Here is a 14763-nt window from a genome sequence, read left to right on the forward strand (position 1 = left end):
GAGGGCCCGTGAGACTGGACTTCATTCGCCGGCTGTACGAGCGGGGCGGCCCGTACGCCTCGGTGTACGCGGACACCGATCGGTCCTCCGAGGGTGCGGCCAGCGTGATCCAGCGGCGGTGGGCCCATCTCAGGGAGCGGCTCGCCGAGGAGGGAGCGCCCGCCTCGGCCCTCGACCCCATCGGCGAGCTGCTGCTCGATCCCGGGTGGGCCGCTCCCGGACGCGCCGCCTTCGCCGTGGAAGGCGCGGTGCTGCTCACCGAGCCGCTCGCCGCCCGGCCGCGCCGCCAGACCGCGCGGTGGTCGCCGCTCCCCCACGTGGTGCCGCTGCTCGCGCAGCGCGGCGAGCACGTCCCGCACGTCGAGGTGCTGGCCGACCGGGCCGGAGGCGACGTCGCCGTCGTGGCCGACGGGCGGCGGCGCGAGCTGACGGTGGAGGTGGCGGACCAGGACCGGCCGCTGCAGAAGACCGGCCAGGGCGGCAGGTCGCAGGCCAACTTCGACCGAGAGGTCGAGGAGGGCTGGCGCCGCAACGCCGTGGCACTCGCCGAGGTGGTCGAGAAAGAGGCGCACGGCATCGGCGCGGAGGTCGTGGTGCTGGCCGGCGATCCCAAGGCCCGCGCTCTCGTGACCGACCACCTCGCCAAGGACGTCCTACGGCGGCTGACGGTGGCCGAGCGCGGCAGCCGCGCCCCGGGCGCCGACCTGGACCACTTCCGGCAGGAGGTCGAAAGGGCCTGCCGGGCCTGGACGGATCGGCGCTGCGAGGAGCTGCTGAACACGTACGCGGCGGGCAACGCCGTGACCGGGCTGACCGAGACGGCGCGCGCGCTGCGCGACCGGAGGGTGGGCGCGGTGCTGATGCACGACGACCCGTCGTCCACGGCCACGATGTGGATCGGGCCCGAGCCCACGCAGTTGTCCACCGACCCGGAGGAGCTGGCCGCCTGGGGGGTCGAGGAGCCCATGCGGGAACGCGTGGACGCCGCCCTGGCGCGGGCGGTCGCCGCGACCGACGCCGAGCTGTGGTTCGTCCCGCGCCTCGAGTCGCCCGACGGGATCGGCGCGCTGCTGCGCTTCTGACCGCGTCGTGGTTCAGTCCACGATCAGCACTTCGAGCGTGCGCGGGCCGTGGACGCCCTCGACCCGGTTCAGCTCGATGTCGCTGGTCGCCGAGGGGCCGCTGATCCAGGTCTGGGGCCGCGCGGGGGCGAGCCGGGCGACGGCGTCCGGCACCCCCGCGACGACCTGGGCGGCCCGCACCACGCACAGGTGATAGTCGGGCACCAGCGTGAGCGCCCGCCGGCCCTGGCCCGGCCCGGTGTCGAGGACGATCGTGCCGGTCTCCGCGATCGCGACCGCGCAGGTGGTGACCACGCCGTCCACGGCGTCGAGGTCGGCGGCGCTCAGCGGCGGGTCGTCGGCGACCGCCTCCACGTCCGCGACGGCGAGCCATCGCGGGGGGAACCCCGCGGGCACGACGACCCGTCGCGCCCCGCGCCCCGCGAGAGACAGCGCGACGCGCTCCGGCACACCCGCCTCGTCCACGAGGTGGACGACGGCGCGGTAGTCGCCCACCCGCTCCTCGAACAGGCGGATGTCCCCCGGCGTCTGCGAGGGCCCTCGATAGGCGCGGGTGATCTCGACGTCGGGCGCGCCCGCCAGGGCGCGGCGGACCCGGGCGAGGATCAGGTCGCGGGAGCTCATCGGCGTCCTCCGTCCGTGCGGTCCCACCAGGCGCGGAACGACTCTTCCGGCACCTCGGGGAGGTCCCTGGTGTCGGTCCAGCCGCCGAGCGGCCCCGGCAACCGCCGAGGGATGAGCCGGTGCAGCCCGCGGGGCGTGAGCCGGCGCAGCCGTCCCCCGGCCCGCTGCAGGCGCGCCAGCCGTCCCGACCGCTCGAACACCCATCCGGCCGCCGCCATCCCGGCGCGCTCCGGCCAGGGGTGGCGGGCCCGGGTCCGCAGGTGCACCAGCACGGACGGGATGTCGATGGCCACCGGGCAGACCTCGTAGCAGGCGCCGCACAGCGAGGAGGCGTACGGCAGCGAGCGGTCGAGCTCTGAGCCCATGCCGCGAAGCTGCGGCGTCAGGATCGCCCCGATCGGCCCGGGATAGACCGACCCGTACGCGTGGCCGCCCACCCGCTCGTACACCGGGCAGACGTTGAGGCAGGCCGAGCAGCGGATGCAGCGCAGCGCCTGCCGCCCCACCTCGTCGGCGAGCACGCCGGTGCGGCCGTTGTCGAGCAGCACGAGGTGGAACTCCTGGCCCTCGGCGGCACCGGTCCACATCGAGGTGTAGGGGTTCATCCGCTCCCCGGTGGAGCTGCGGGGCAGCAGTTGCAGGAAGACCTCCAGGTCGCGCCAGGTCGGCAGCACCTTCTCTATGCCGACCACGCTGATCAGCGTGCGCGGCAGCGTGAGGCACATGCGGCCGTTGCCCTCGGACTCCAGCACGACCAAGGTGCCGGTCTCGGCGATCGCGAAGTTGGCCCCGGAGATCGCGACCTTGGTCTTCAGGAAGCGCTCGCGCAGGTGGAGCCGGGCCGCGTCGGCCAGCGCGGCGGGATCGTCCGTCAGGTTTTCGGGGGCGGGCCGGCCCCAGCCGGACATGTGCTCGGCGAAGATCTCCCGGATCTCCGCGCGGTTGCGGTGGATCGCGGGGACGAGGATGTGCGAGGGCCGGTCGTCGCCCAGTTGCACGATGAGCTCGGCGAGGTCGGTCTCGTAGGCGGTGATGCCGTGCTCCAGCAGCGCCTCGTTGAGGCCGATCTCCTGGGTGGCCATCGACTTGACCTTGACGACCTCGGTCTCGCCCGTGGCCTTCACCAGCTCGGTGACGATCCGGTTGGCCTCGGCCGCGTCGGCGGCCCAGTGGACATGGCCCCCGGCCGCCGTGACGGCCTCCTCCAGTCGCACCAGGTATCTGTCCAGGTTGCGGAGCGTGTGCTCCTTGATCGCCCGGCCGGCCTCGCGCAACTCGGCCCAGTCGGGCGCCTCCGCGACGACGCTCGCCCGCTTGGCCCTGATCGTCCGAGTCGCCTTGCGCAGGTTGAACCGCAGCTGCGAGTCCCGCAGGGCTCCCGCGGCGTTGCGCGGGAAGGGCCGGGTCGCCGGCATGCCGAGGAAGGTGACGCTCATCGGACCCCCGCCGTTTCGGTAGCGCACAGGATCTCGGCCAGGTGCATCACCCGCACGCCCGACTTCTGCCGGCCGAGCATGCCGCCGATGTGCATGAGGCAGGAGTTGTCGGCCGCGCACAGCACCTCGGCGCCGGTGTCGAGGACGGCCCGCACCTTGTCGGCGCACATCGCCGCCGACACGTCGGCGTTCTTCAGCGCGAAGGTGCCGCCGAAGCCGCAGCACTCCTCCACGCCCGGCAGCGGCGCCAGTTCGAGCCCCTTGACCTGGCGCAACAGCGTCAGCGGACGGTCGCCGAGATGGATGCCGCGCAGGGAGTGGCAGGTCGGGTGGTAGGTGACCCGGTGCGGGAAGTAGGCCCCCACGTCGGTCACCCCCAGCACGTCGACCAGGAACTCGGTCAGCTCGTACGTCTTCGGCACGACCTGCGCCGCCGCGTCGGCGAAAGGACCGGACGACCCGGCCAGCTTCGGATACTGCTCGCGGATCATGGCCGCGCACGAGCCCGAGGGGACGACGACCGCGTCATAGCCGCGCAGCGCCGCCACGCTGCGCCGGGCCAGCCGTACGGCCTCGTCCCGGTAGCCGGTGTTGGCGTGCATCTGGCCGCAGCAGGTCTGGGCGCGGGGGAAGTCGGCCTCGACGCCGAGACGGCGCAACAGGCGCACGACCGCCCGCCCGGTGTCCGGGAAAAGCGTGTCGTTGACGCAGGTGACGAACAGGGCTACCCGCACATGCCCTCCCGGCGTGTATGGTCAGACCAAATATGGTCAGACCATACATCCTGGTCTGCCCCCGGCGACACCGGCATCACGAGGAGCCGTAGTGACCACCGACGAACGCCGGCGTCCCGACGCCCGCCCGCGCGCCTTCGAGGAGGTGCTCGCCCGCAGCGAGGAGCGGATCGGGGCCGACGGCCTGACCGTGGGCGACCGGCTGCCGGGCGAACGGCAGCTCGCCGAGCAGCTCGGCGTCGGCCGGTCGTCGGTCAGGGAGGCGCTGCGCGTGCTGGAGACCCTCGGGGTGGTCGCGTCGCAGGCCGGGCGGGGCCCGGACGCCGGGGCGGTGCTCACCTCCCGCCCGGGAAACGCGCTCACCGACCTGCTCCGGCTGCATCTCGGCCTCGCCACGCTCTCGATGCGCGAGGTGATCGACACGCGGCTGATGATCGAGCAGTGGGCCGCGGCCCGCGCGGCGACGGCCAACGCGACGGCCAACGCGGCGGCTCCGGCGCGGACGGCGGCACAGACGGCGGCGCAGACAACCGAAGCACAGGCGGCAGAGGCACAGGCGGCGGAGGCGCGCACTGCCGAGGCAGAGACGGCGACGGCGCGGATGGCTGAGGCGGTCGCGGCCATGGACGCCGCCCGCGACCCCGCCGAGTTCGTCAAGCACGACATCGCGTTCCACCTGGCCCTCGCGGAGGCGGCGGGCAACCGGCTGATCGTGGCGGTCATGCGGGCGCTGCGCGACGCCCTGCGCCGCTACGCCGTGGACGCGGTCGTACGGCTCGGCGACACCGGCGGCCTGCAGGACGACCACCGGCGCATCCACCGGGCGATCGAGGACGGCGACTCCGTAGCCGCGGCGGCCGCGGTCGCCGAGCACCTCGCACGCGCCTATCCGGACTCCGGACCGGATTCATAGAACGCGTTCCGATCACGCGTGTTGGCCGACAGATCCGAGACCCGGGCCGGACCCACGCTCAGAGCGTACGGGATCTGGTCCTCGGCTGAGCGCCGCCCGGTCGGCGGCCGCGGCGGCGAACGCGCGCACGAGCGGATGGGGCCGCTGCTCGGCCAGCTCGGGCTGGAACAGCGTGACCAGATAGAAGGGGTGGCCGGGCAGCTCGGCCACCCGCGTCTCCCCCTCCTCGTCGTGACCGGTGAAGCACAGGCCGTGGGCCTCCAGGGTCTCCAGATAGGCGGGACCGGGGCCGTAGGAGCAGAAGTAGCGCTCCACGGTCCGGCCGGCGCCGACGATCCGCTCGGCCAGTGAGCCGGGGACGAGCCGCACCGCCGCCTCGTGCCCGGCGAGGGAGCAGGCGAGCTGTCTGATCAGCGGGTCCGGGGCGTCCGGGTCGTTCTCCGCGTGGCTCACGCTCAGCCCGCACACGTTGCGGGCGTACTCGAGCAGCGCGTGCTGGAAACCGGCGCAGGTGCCGAGCAGCGGGATCGCGTTCTCCCTCGCGGTCCTGGCGGCCGTGATCGCGCCCTGCTCGCTGCGGTAGGGGCTGCCGGGCAGGATCCAGACGCCCTCGAACCCGCCGAGATCGCCGACCTCGTCGGTCCTGATCCAGTAGGCGTCGAGGTCCAGCCCCTCACGCTCCCGTAGTGCGTCGAGGATGAGCGGGATGCGGGTGTGGGAGCGTACGGCGGGTGACCGGTCGCCCACCAGCGCGATGCGGGGTCTCATGACCTCCATGCTGGCGACCTGTGAACTTAATGACAAATGATGATTTCTGCGGTCCCCATAAGCGATGCTGATGTCGTGGATCCTCATCTGCTGCGCACGTTCGTGACCGTGGTCGCCGAGGGGTCGTTCTCGGCCGCCGCGGATCGGCTCGGCTACACCCAGCCGGCGGTGTCCCAGCAGATCGCCGCACTGGAGGCCGATCTCGGGGTGCCGCTGCTCACCCGCCGCCCCGTACGGCCGACCCGGGCGGGCGAGCGCCTGCTGGAGCACGCGGGGCCGCTGCTGCTGCGGCTGCGGGCCGCGCGGGCGGACGTGGCACGGTTGTCCGCGCAACCGCGGACCCTCACCGTCGCCGCGGGCCCGCTCACCCTCACGGCCGGTACGGCGGCGGCGCTGGCCGGGGTGACGACGTTGCGCATCGCCTGTGCGGCGGCGGCCGTGGCGCTGGTGGCCTCGGGCGAGGCCGACCTCGCGCTGGCCGACGGCCCGGCCGCGCCCTCCGACCCGCTGAACCTCCCCGACACCGGACCGCTCACCACCGTCGGCGTGCGGGAGGAGGAACTGGTGGTCGTGCTGCCGGAGGGGCATCCGCTGGCGGGCCGGACCGGACTGCGTCTGGACGACCTGGCCGACGCCCTGTGGGTGGACGCGCCGGAGGTGATGCCGCTCGACCGCCTGCGCGCGGCGGCACGGCTCGACGGGCTGCGGCCCGGCATCCGTTACGAGGGCCACGACCCGGCCGTCGCGGCGCGCCTGGCCGCGGCCGGGCACGGCCTGACCCTGCTGCCCGCGTCCGCCGCGCCGTGCGGGGTGCGGGTGCCGCTGGTCGCGCCGAGAATCGTCCACCGGGTCGAACTGGTGCACGCGGCCCTCCCGCCGGGCCCCGCCGCCGAGGTCGTCCGCGCGCTCACGTCCTGAGCCTTCCCTGAAGGGGAGCAGCGGTACTTCGCGCGGTGACGGAATCAGCCGGACAGGTCGCCCACCGCGTCGGCGTAGTAGACCGACCCGCCGAGGTGGAAGGCGACCTGGCGGAGCGTCCAGCCATCCCCCGGCGAATGGTCGAGCTGCTCCGGAGTCAGCGCCTCCAGGCGGGCCGTCCAGATCCGGGCGAGCCGGGTGAGCCTGCTGCGGGCCTCGTCGTGGTCCTGCTCGGTGAAGGGGGCGAGGTCGGCCGCGGTCGTGATCATGGATGCGTGCCAGTGGTCGGGCAGGGGCGCGCGGCCGGCCAGCCGGTCCTCGATCTCCGCCAGGTGGTCCACGAGGTGATCGGCCACCCGGCGGATCGCCTTGTGCGGGGTGTAGATCCGGTCCTCCGACGGCACCGGACGGCCGTCCCAGGCGGTCCAGGTCGCCGCCAGGCGGAGCACATGGTCGATCATCTCGGTCACGACCCGCGCGGGCTCTCGGTCGTCGGTCAGCGGGGCGTCGGTCATGTGCGGCCTCCAGGGTGCGAGGGGATGTGCCCGTGCAGGCTAGGGCCGTGTCGTTTCGACGCCCGCCGAAAGATCCCGCCCGGGCGTTTTCCGGAAACAGGCGACCGTGCCATCCGAGGCGATCGCCCAACTCCCGGCCAACCGTGATCACGACCGGGAAAGGTCTGGATCGACGGACAGGTGAAATCGGATATCGGCTCATGAGGATGCCGCATGGTGGAGAGAGTGAAAGGGGATGAATCCAGGTAGAGGCCTTGCATTCGTGAGCGGGTGACGGCTTGCCCGCAAAGGGGATGTCACGACGACGGAGACCCCGCAGTCTCCTCCGGCCTCGCACTTGACACGGCCGACGCTCGGGAACACCAGCCGTGTGCTCCCCCCGACCTCTCACATCAACCTCTGCGGTCAAGCCGACCAACGACTGCTGCTGGTAGAACAACTGCAGGGACAGCTGGAACACCGGGTGGCCCAGAAACCGACACTCCTCGCGCTGGACGACCTGCACTGGGCCGATCCGATCACTCTGCTGGCGCTGCGGTCGATGACCAGAGACCTCGCCTCCTACCCACTGGTCTGGATGCTGACCCGCACGACCGGCAGCGCCGACTGCCCCCGCCTCAACCGCCTGTACGACCTGCTGGAGCATGACGGCGCCATCCGGATCACGCTGGGAGCCCTGGACCAGCAAGCCGTGACGGACGTCATCACCGACATCCTCGGAGCCACGCCCGAGCCGGACGTGCTGGCCCTGGCCGGCATAGTCGACGGCAACCCCTTCCTGCTCGTCGATCTCCTCGAGAAGTTCAAAAGCGAGGGCGTCTTCCACATCACCGAAGGTCACGCGCGGATGGCGGCGTCCCCGCCGCGTACTCACGCGATCATGCAGGAACGCCTGGAAGGGCTGTCCGCACGAACGAGGTATCTGCTTCAGTGCGCCGGGATCTTAGGCCGTTCGTTCTCAGTGAAGGACCTGGCCGAAATGCTCGGCGAACCGACCAACACTCTGCTGCCGATGCTGGATGAGGCGATGTCGGCGGGCATCATCGAACCCGCCGGAGGCGAACTCGCGTTCCGGCACGACCTGCTGTGGCAGGCGGTGGTCAAAACCATCCCCGACTCCGTGCGCCGGGCCATGCACCACGACGCGGGAAAGATGCTGCTCAAACGTGGCGGGTCGGCTGTTCCCGCCGCCGCACATCTCATCCACAGCGCCGGTCGCGGTGATACGCCCGCGCTGCTCGGGCTCGACCGAGCGGCGCGCGAGGTGCTGCGGTCCTCACCGCAGACCGTCGTCGACCTCGCCCTACGGGCGCTTGAACTCAGCGACTCCGCCGACCCCGACTGGTTCGGTCGCGCCGCCACAGCCGTCGACGCCCTGACGGTCATCGGACGGCTGCCCGAGGCGGCCGATCTCGCCCGTTCCGCACTCGGCAGGGCCCCGCCCCGCCACGCCCCCCGCCTGCGATGCGCGCTGGCGCACATCCTGCTGTTGAGCGGCCGACCAGCCGATGCGATATCCGAGACCGAAAACCTGCTCACCCAGAAAGACATCCCCGATGACCTTCGCGGCATCGCCGAATGGACGATGTTCTGGGCGCTTACCTGTCTGAACGACTTCCGGAAAGGACGGCGGCAGGCGGAAGCCGTTCTGGCCGATCGCGAGCGGCACGCCGATGCCGCGGTCGTCGGAGCACTCCTGCTGCTCGCTCAGTTCGCCATGGTCGATGGGCGGATCGCCGACTCGTTCACGCACCTTTGCGAAGCCCTGCGCATCACCGACCGCGGCGCCGTCGAAGCCATCCAGCGCCCGTATACGCGCCTGATACTGAGCCTCTACTACAGGGCCATGCGCGAGTTCGACGCGGCCGACATCGCCATCCAGGCCGCCGAGGAGGAGATCAACGACCTCGGGCTGACCGTGCTCGCCGCACAACCCGCGCTGTTCCGCTCCGTTCTGCATCTGGGCACCGGCCGACTCGACGACGCCGCCGCCGAGGCCCAGGCCGGGAGCATGACCGCCGAAGAACTCGGCACCCACGGGTTCATCCGCGTCGGGCTGTCCATACTCGCTGTCATCGCCCTGCGGCAGGGCGACATCGACGCCGCGGTCCGGCACATCGAACGCTTCCAGTCCATCCAGGCCGCGCCCGAGATGTTGTACGGATCCGTGTGGGAGAAGTGGGTGATGGCGGCGGTGGCCGAAGCCCAGGGTGATCCCGGGCGCGCGGTCGACATACTCGACGCCATCTACACCGACGAGGAGAAGCGGCGCTGGGCACTCCTCACGACGCCTCTCACGGCCGCCTGGATGACCCGGCTGGCCCTGGCCGCGGCGAACCGTCCATATGCGCGGGCCATCCTTGACACGGCCGAGTACCTGGCCCGGAACAACCCGGACTTCCCCGTCTTCGCCGTCACGTTCGCCCACGCCCGCGGCCTTTTCCACCAGGACCCCGGTGCGCTGGCCGCCGCCGCTGATCAACCCGAACCGTGGGCACGCGCCCTGGTCGCCGAAGACCTCGGCGTCCTGCTGGCCACCACGTCCGGCACCGATGCCACCGCGAAGGCCGTCGACAGCCTGGATGAGGCGCTCGACGGCTATGAGCGCATCGGTGCGCTCTGGGACGTGGCCCGGGTGCGAGCCCGGCTGCGGGCGCTTGGTGTGCGGCGCCGCCACTGGGGCCAATCCCAGCGGCCGGCCTTCGGCTGGGAGAGCCTCACCGACACGGAACGCGCCGTCGCCAGCCTGATCATCAGGGGGATGACCAACCGCCAGATCGCCCAGCGGATGTTCCTGTCGCCCCACACGGTGTCCACCCACCTTCGCCGGATGTTCGGCAAACTCAACATCGCGTCCCGTACCGAGCTGGCCCGAATCGTCGCCGAAATGTGCCCCGAGCTCATCAAGGATGGTTAAGCGGGTCTTCACGGTGGAGCGGGGTTGCGCTCTCGCTTGATCGCTGAGCGTGATCGCCGTTCTGTTGCTGTTCGTTGTGGGCGCCGAGTCGTGCGGGTGGAGGCGTCGCGGGAGCGATTCTCCCAGTGACCCTTAATCAGCCTCGAACTGAAGAAGAGCCGCAAATGCCGTAGACCATCCTTCCTCGCGAGGTGGTCCCGTACCGGATTAGCGCGATCGCGGACGGGATAAGAGTGAGGCAGGTCACACACCCGGCGCGGGGGGAGAACACATGCGGTCCACGTCGTCAGCGGTGAGCCGGGCGGCCGCCGGCGTGTACGCGGCCCTCGCCGCCCAGGTCGTCTCGGTGGCCGCGCTCGCCGTGTTCGAGGAGACCCGGGGCACGCGGCTGGCCACGCAGATCGCGGCCTTCGGCGGCGATCCCGCCTCCCCGGCCGCCCGCACCGTCAGCGGCGCGGCGACGACGTTCGCCGTGCTGGTCCTGGTGGTGATCGGCGCCACCGTGGCGTGCGCCGCCGCCTACCTGTCCTGGCTGCGGCGGGTGCGCCCGGCCACGCCGCCCGTCGCGCTCGCGGCGGCGTGCCTCGTGCCCGGAGTCAACCTCGTGGTCCCGCCGTTCCTCGCCGACCTGGCCTGGCGTGAGGGTCCGGCGGGCCGCACCCGGCGAAGCGGCGGCCCTGTGCACAACGGCGGGCCTGTGCGAAGCGACCGGCTTGTGCGAAGCGACCGGCTTGTGCACAACGGCGGGCCTGTGCGAAGCGGCGGGCCTGTGCGAAGCGGCGGCGTCGCGCGGGACGAGCCGTATTGCGGCAGGGACCGGACGCGGTGGCTGGTCGTCCTCGCCTGCTGGTGGGTGAGCTGGCTGGCCGCGCTCGGGCTGGTGTTCGCCGGCCCGGCCCGGGACGGGCTGACCGGCCTCGGTACGGCGCAGGCCGCCGCGGTCGCCGTCGCGGCGCTCCTGTGCGCCTCGGCCGTCCGCGAGGTCACCGCCCGGCACACCGGCGCCGGACGCAAGCCGGCGGCGCGGCCCGCCGTCCGGCCGCAAGTCCGCCTCGGCAACGGCGAACGGCCGTCCGGCATGCCGACAACACCCACGGCACCCACCGCACCCACCGCACCCACCGCACCCACACCGGCAGCACCGGCGGGAAGCCGGGCGGGCGCCGCCCTCGCGGACGGCGGCGGGGAGGATCACCGGCCGGGCGGCGGCCCGGAGCTGCCGGAACTGGCGTGCCAGAGCCGCCGCTGGGGCGCGGACGGGTTGCCGAGGAACCGCCCCTCGCGGACGGCCGGCGGGGCGCCGTTGTCGGAGTAGGGCGACACCCGGAAGCCGTTGCCGTACTCGATGGGCCGTCCGCCCACCCCGGCGCCGGACGCGGGCACCTCGCTGATCACGGCGCGCACGGCGTCGAGCCCCTGGGTCCGCCACACGCGGTCGAGGTCGGCGAGGTTCCAGCAGTGGACGGCGCGCAGCGAGACCGCCCTGCCCCCGGTGCGCCGCACCACTCCCCTGGCGGCGAGCAGCCACGACCCGAACACGGTCGCGGCCGTGTGCGCCTGCACCGACTCGAAGAACGTCAGGTCGATCGGGCCGGTGGAGTCGTCCAGGGTGGTGAAGATGACCCGCTGCCCCGATCGCACGGCAGGCGTCTGGGTGGCGACCTTCACCCCCGCGACCAGGATCTCCGCACCGTTGCGCTGCCCGAGCAGATCCCCGGCCCGCGTCACGCCGAGCGCGTCGAGCAGGTCGCGGTAGAAGTCCATGACGTGGTGGCTCACGTCCATGCCGAGGATCTCCAGCTCGGCCTCGACGGCCTCGGCCTCGCTCATCTCCGGCAGTTCTCCAGGCATGACATGTTCGGTGAATCCCATCGGAAGCTGCCCCGCCGCGCCCACCGGAGAGCCGCGGTCGAGCGCGCCGACCTGGGCGATCAGGTCGCGCCTGGTCAGCCGTCCCGGCCGCCAGCGCGGCTCCCCCGGCCGCAGGCCGTGCAACGCGTCGAACCCGCCGACCTCCACGATCCGCTCGGCGATCGGCCGTGAGGGCCGGGCCCGCTCCCAGAAGTCCGCCAGCGAGGTATAGGGCCGGCCCGCGACCATTCGGTCCACCTCGGCATCGCTCACCCCCCGGACGGCCGAGAACGGCACCCGCAGGCCGTGTCCGCGGCCGAACTCCCCGGGACCGTCCTGCGCCGGATCCGTACGCTCGACCAGCCAGGTCTTCCCCGAGCGGTTGACGTCGAGGGGCAGGACGTCCACCCCGCACCGGCGGGCCTCGTCGAGGATGACCCGGCTCGGGTACATGCCGGGGTCGTGGGTGAGCACACCCGCGAGGAACGCGGCCGTGTGGTGCCGCTTCAGCCAGGCCGACTGGTAGGTGGGCAGCGCGAACGCCGCCGCGTGCGCCTTGCAGAACCCGAACCCGCCGAACGCGTCGAGCACCTTCCACGCCTGCTCGACGACGTCGGGGGCGTAGCCGTTCTCTCTGGCGAGCGGCACGAACCAGGCGCGTACGGCCGCGCGGCCCTCCGGCGTCCCGAGGGCGCGGCGGGCCCGGTCGGCCTCCGACAGCCCCGACCCGGTCATGATGTCGATGACCTTCATGACCTGCTCGTGGAAGACGACCACCCCGTTGGTCTCCCTGAGCGCGTCGCGCAGCGACTCGTGCGGGTAGCGCGCCTCGCGGAAGCCGTGCCTGGTCTCCAGGTAGGGCGTGACCATGTCGGAGTTGACCGGTCCCGGGCGGAACAGCGAGATGTCCACGATCAGGTCGTGCATCGTGCGCGGCTCCAGCTTCGCGACCAGCTCGCGCTGCCCCGGCGACTCGATCTGGAAGCAGCCGATCGTGCGGCTGAGGCGGATCATGTCGTAGGTCTCGGTGTCGTCGCGCGGGACGGCGTCCAGGTCGATCTTCCGGTTCTCGACCCGTTCGACCTCCTGGAGGGCGTACGCCAGGGCCGACTGCATGCGCACGCCGAGCACGTCGAGCTTGAGCAGGCCCGCCTCCTCGACGTCGTCCTTGTCGAACTGCGACATCGGGAACTCCAGCAGGCTGCGCTCGACCGGCGTGCGGTCGCGCAGCGTGGAGTTGCCGATCAGCACGCCGCAGGGGTGCAGCGCGATGTGCCGGGGCAGCCCGTCGAGCCGCTCCGCCAGGCGGAACACGGTCTCCAGCGACCGGTCGTTGAGCCCGCTGTCGCGCAGCTCCGGCAGGTCGGACAGCGCGGCCCTGATCTGCCTGGCCCGCACCTGCGGGAACGCCTTGGCGATCACGTCGATCTCGTGCGGCGGCAGGCCCATGGCGGCGCCGACGTCCCTGATCGCGCTGCGGGCGCGGTAGGTCTCCATCATCGACACGCAGGCCACCCGGTCCTCGCCGTACCTGTCGAGGATCGCGCGGTAGCAGTCGAGGCGGCGGGCCGACTCCACGTCGATGTCGATGTCGGGCAGGCCCTTGCGGCCCTCCGACAGGAAGCGCTCCATCAGCAGGCCGTGTTCGAGCGGATCCACCTCGCCGATGCCGATCAGATAGTTGACCAGGCTGCCCGCCCCCGAGCCGCGGATCGCGCACCGCACGCCCATCGCCCGGATCATGTCCGTGATGCCGGCGACGGACGTGAAGTAGCCCGACAGCCGCTTCTTCTCGATGACGTGGAGCTCGGCGGCGAGCCGGTCGCGGGCCTCGGCCGAACGCTCCAGCCCCCGCCGGGCCAGTCCCTCCTCGCAGCGGCGCCGCAGCAGGGGCACCGGGTCCTCGCCGACCTCCGGCAGGTGGAGCCGGGGCCGCTCGGGGTCGAGCAGGGGCACGACCTCGACGGGGTCGAGCACGCACCGGTCGGCCACGCGGCGCGTCTCGGCCAGCAGCCGCGCGGCCCGGCCGGTGTCGCCGCCGCAGATCCGCGCGGCCACCCGGGCCATGTCGGCGCCGTCCTTGAGGTACGCGTGAGCCGTGGGGTCGTCGAGGTGCCGCCCGTCGAGGGGCACCAGCTTGCGCGCCGCGTCGAGCACGTTGCCGATCTGGTGGTCGGCGGCGTCCAGGTAGCGGACCGCGTTGGTCAGCACGACCGGCACGCCCATCGAGTCGGCCAGCCCGATCATGCGGGTGGCGGTGTTCGCGTCGCGGTAGCCGTACAGGTCGGACACCTCGACGACCAGGTCGGGGACCACCGCGCGCCAGGCGGCCAGCAGGGCGCGGGCCTGGTCGTCGCGCCGCTCGGCCACCGCGCGGCCGACGCCGGAGCGGGGCCCGAGCAGCACGGTCAGCCGCGGCTCCCCGTCCGGGCCGGTCGCGTGCTCGGCCACCATCCCCGGCGTGACGTACGGCGCGCCGCGCTCCCCCGCGTAATGGGCGGCCGTGACCAGGCGGCACAGCGCGGCCCAGCCGTTCGTGCGCGCGAGCACGACGACCCGCGCCGGCTCGGCCGCCGTCCCCCCGCCGTGCCCATGGCCGTGCCCATGGCCGTGCCCGTGCCCGGGTTTGGGTCCCGGTCCGGTGCGGCGGCCGGACGGCAGGCCGCCTCCGAACAGGTCGTCCGGCGTGGAAGAACCCGACGTGGAAGAACCCGGCGTGGAAGAACCCGGCGTGGAGGAGGCGCCGTCGAGGGCGAGATCGACCCCGACGACCGGGCGGACGCCCTGCTCGTGGCAGGCGATGACGTGCTTGACCGCGCCGTAGAGGCCGTCGCGGTCGGTAAGCGCCAGCGTGTCCATGCCGTGCTCGGCGGCCCGCCGGACGAGGGCGGCCGGGAACGCGGTGCCGTACCGCAGTGAGAAGGCGGACGCCACGTGCAGGTGGGCGAAGGCGTGCGTCACAGGCGCACCCCCGTCCGCCCCCCGGCCCGTCCGGCGTTCCGTCC

Annotated in this window: 10 protein-coding genes; 4 read left to right on the forward strand and 6 right to left on the reverse strand. The window is 72.7% G+C overall.

Annotated elements, in window-relative coordinates:
* Nucleotides 1-8 precede the first annotated feature (8 nt).
* On the forward strand, nucleotides 9-1082 hold the full coding sequence (locus tag FLX07_RS19165) for a baeRF2 domain-containing protein (RefSeq protein WP_142572189.1): 1074 nt from the start codon (nucleotides 9-11) through the stop codon (nucleotides 1080-1082).
* Between the two features lie 12 nt (nucleotides 1083-1094).
* On the opposite strand, the gene FLX07_RS19170 is transcribed toward FLX07_RS19165, so the two are convergent.
* From FLX07_RS19170 to FLX07_RS19180, 3 genes are read right to left on the reverse strand one after another with little or no spacing between them, the layout of a single operon-like run.
* On the reverse strand, nucleotides 1095-1706 hold the full coding sequence (locus FLX07_RS19170) for a LutC/YkgG family protein (protein WP_142572190.1): 612 nt from the start codon (nucleotides 1704-1706) through the stop codon (nucleotides 1095-1097).
* Nucleotides 1703-3142, reverse strand: a complete 1440-nt coding sequence (locus FLX07_RS19175; RefSeq protein ID WP_142572191.1) for a lactate utilization protein B — start codon at nucleotides 3140-3142, stop codon at nucleotides 1703-1705. The genes FLX07_RS19170 and FLX07_RS19175 overlap by 4 nt, the downstream gene beginning before the upstream one ends.
* Nucleotides 3139-3876 carry a (Fe-S)-binding protein gene (locus FLX07_RS19180; protein WP_142572192.1) on the reverse strand — a complete coding sequence of 246 codons (738 nt, stop codon included), beginning with the start codon at nucleotides 3874-3876 and terminating at the stop codon, nucleotides 3139-3141. The genes FLX07_RS19175 and FLX07_RS19180 overlap by 4 nt, the downstream gene beginning before the upstream one ends.
* Before the next feature lie 91 nt (nucleotides 3877-3967).
* On the opposite strand from FLX07_RS19180, the gene FLX07_RS19185 reads away from it, so the two are divergent.
* Entirely contained in the window at nucleotides 3968-4789 is an 822-nt protein-coding gene (locus FLX07_RS19185) for a FadR/GntR family transcriptional regulator (RefSeq protein WP_142572193.1), read from the forward strand.
* 12 nt (nucleotides 4790-4801) lie between these two features.
* On the opposite strand, the gene FLX07_RS19190 is transcribed toward FLX07_RS19185, so the two are convergent.
* Nucleotides 4802-5557, reverse strand: a complete 756-nt coding sequence (locus FLX07_RS19190) for a CTP synthase C-terminal region-related (seleno)protein (RefSeq protein WP_223854082.1) — start codon at nucleotides 5555-5557, stop codon at nucleotides 4802-4804.
* Nucleotides 5558-5632: 75 nt separating this feature from the next.
* Between FLX07_RS19190 and FLX07_RS19195 the strand changes: the two genes are divergently transcribed.
* Nucleotides 5633-6475, forward strand: coding sequence for a LysR family transcriptional regulator (locus FLX07_RS19195; protein WP_142572195.1), 843 nt, complete (start codon nucleotides 5633-5635; stop codon nucleotides 6473-6475).
* A gap of 44 nt (nucleotides 6476-6519) precedes the next feature.
* Here the strand turns inward: FLX07_RS19195 and FLX07_RS19200 are convergent, their stop codons facing one another.
* Nucleotides 6520-6990: a hypothetical protein gene (locus FLX07_RS19200; RefSeq protein ID WP_142572196.1), complete on the reverse strand. Its 471-nt coding sequence runs from the start codon at nucleotides 6988-6990 to the stop codon at nucleotides 6520-6522.
* Between the two features lie 370 nt (nucleotides 6991-7360).
* Between FLX07_RS19200 and FLX07_RS19205 the strand changes: the two genes are divergently transcribed.
* Nucleotides 7361-9907, forward strand: coding sequence for a helix-turn-helix transcriptional regulator (locus FLX07_RS19205; protein WP_142572197.1), 2547 nt, complete (start codon nucleotides 7361-7363; stop codon nucleotides 9905-9907).
* A 1191-nt stretch (nucleotides 9908-11098) separates the two neighbouring features.
* Here FLX07_RS19205 and FLX07_RS19210 read toward each other — a convergent pair.
* The gene (locus FLX07_RS19210; protein ID WP_142572198.1) at nucleotides 11099-14719 is read right to left on the reverse strand and encodes a DNA polymerase III subunit alpha; all 3621 of its coding nucleotides are present in this window, start codon (nucleotides 14717-14719) and stop codon (nucleotides 11099-11101) included.
* Nucleotides 14720-14763: the final 44 nt, after the last annotated feature.

This window comes from Microbispora bryophytorum, from assembly GCF_006874465.1.
GTDB lineage: Bacteria > Actinomycetota > Actinomycetes > Streptosporangiales > Streptosporangiaceae > Microbispora > Microbispora bryophytorum.

Coding starts and splice junctions, on each gene's coding strand:
- FLX07_RS19170 (WP_142572190.1), bottom strand. CDS start 1,706: ATGAGCTCCCGCGACCTGATCCTCGCCCGGGTCCGCCGCGCCCTGGCG.
- FLX07_RS19175 (WP_142572191.1), bottom strand. CDS start 3,142: ATGAGCGTCACCTTCCTCGGCATGCCGGCGACCCGGCCCTTCCCGCGC.
- FLX07_RS19190 (WP_223854082.1), bottom strand. CDS start 5,557: ATGAGACCCCGCATCGCGCTGGTGGGCGACCGGTCACCCGCCGTACGC.
- FLX07_RS19200 (WP_142572196.1), bottom strand. CDS start 6,990: ATGACCGACGCCCCGCTGACCGACGACCGAGAGCCCGCGCGGGTCGTG.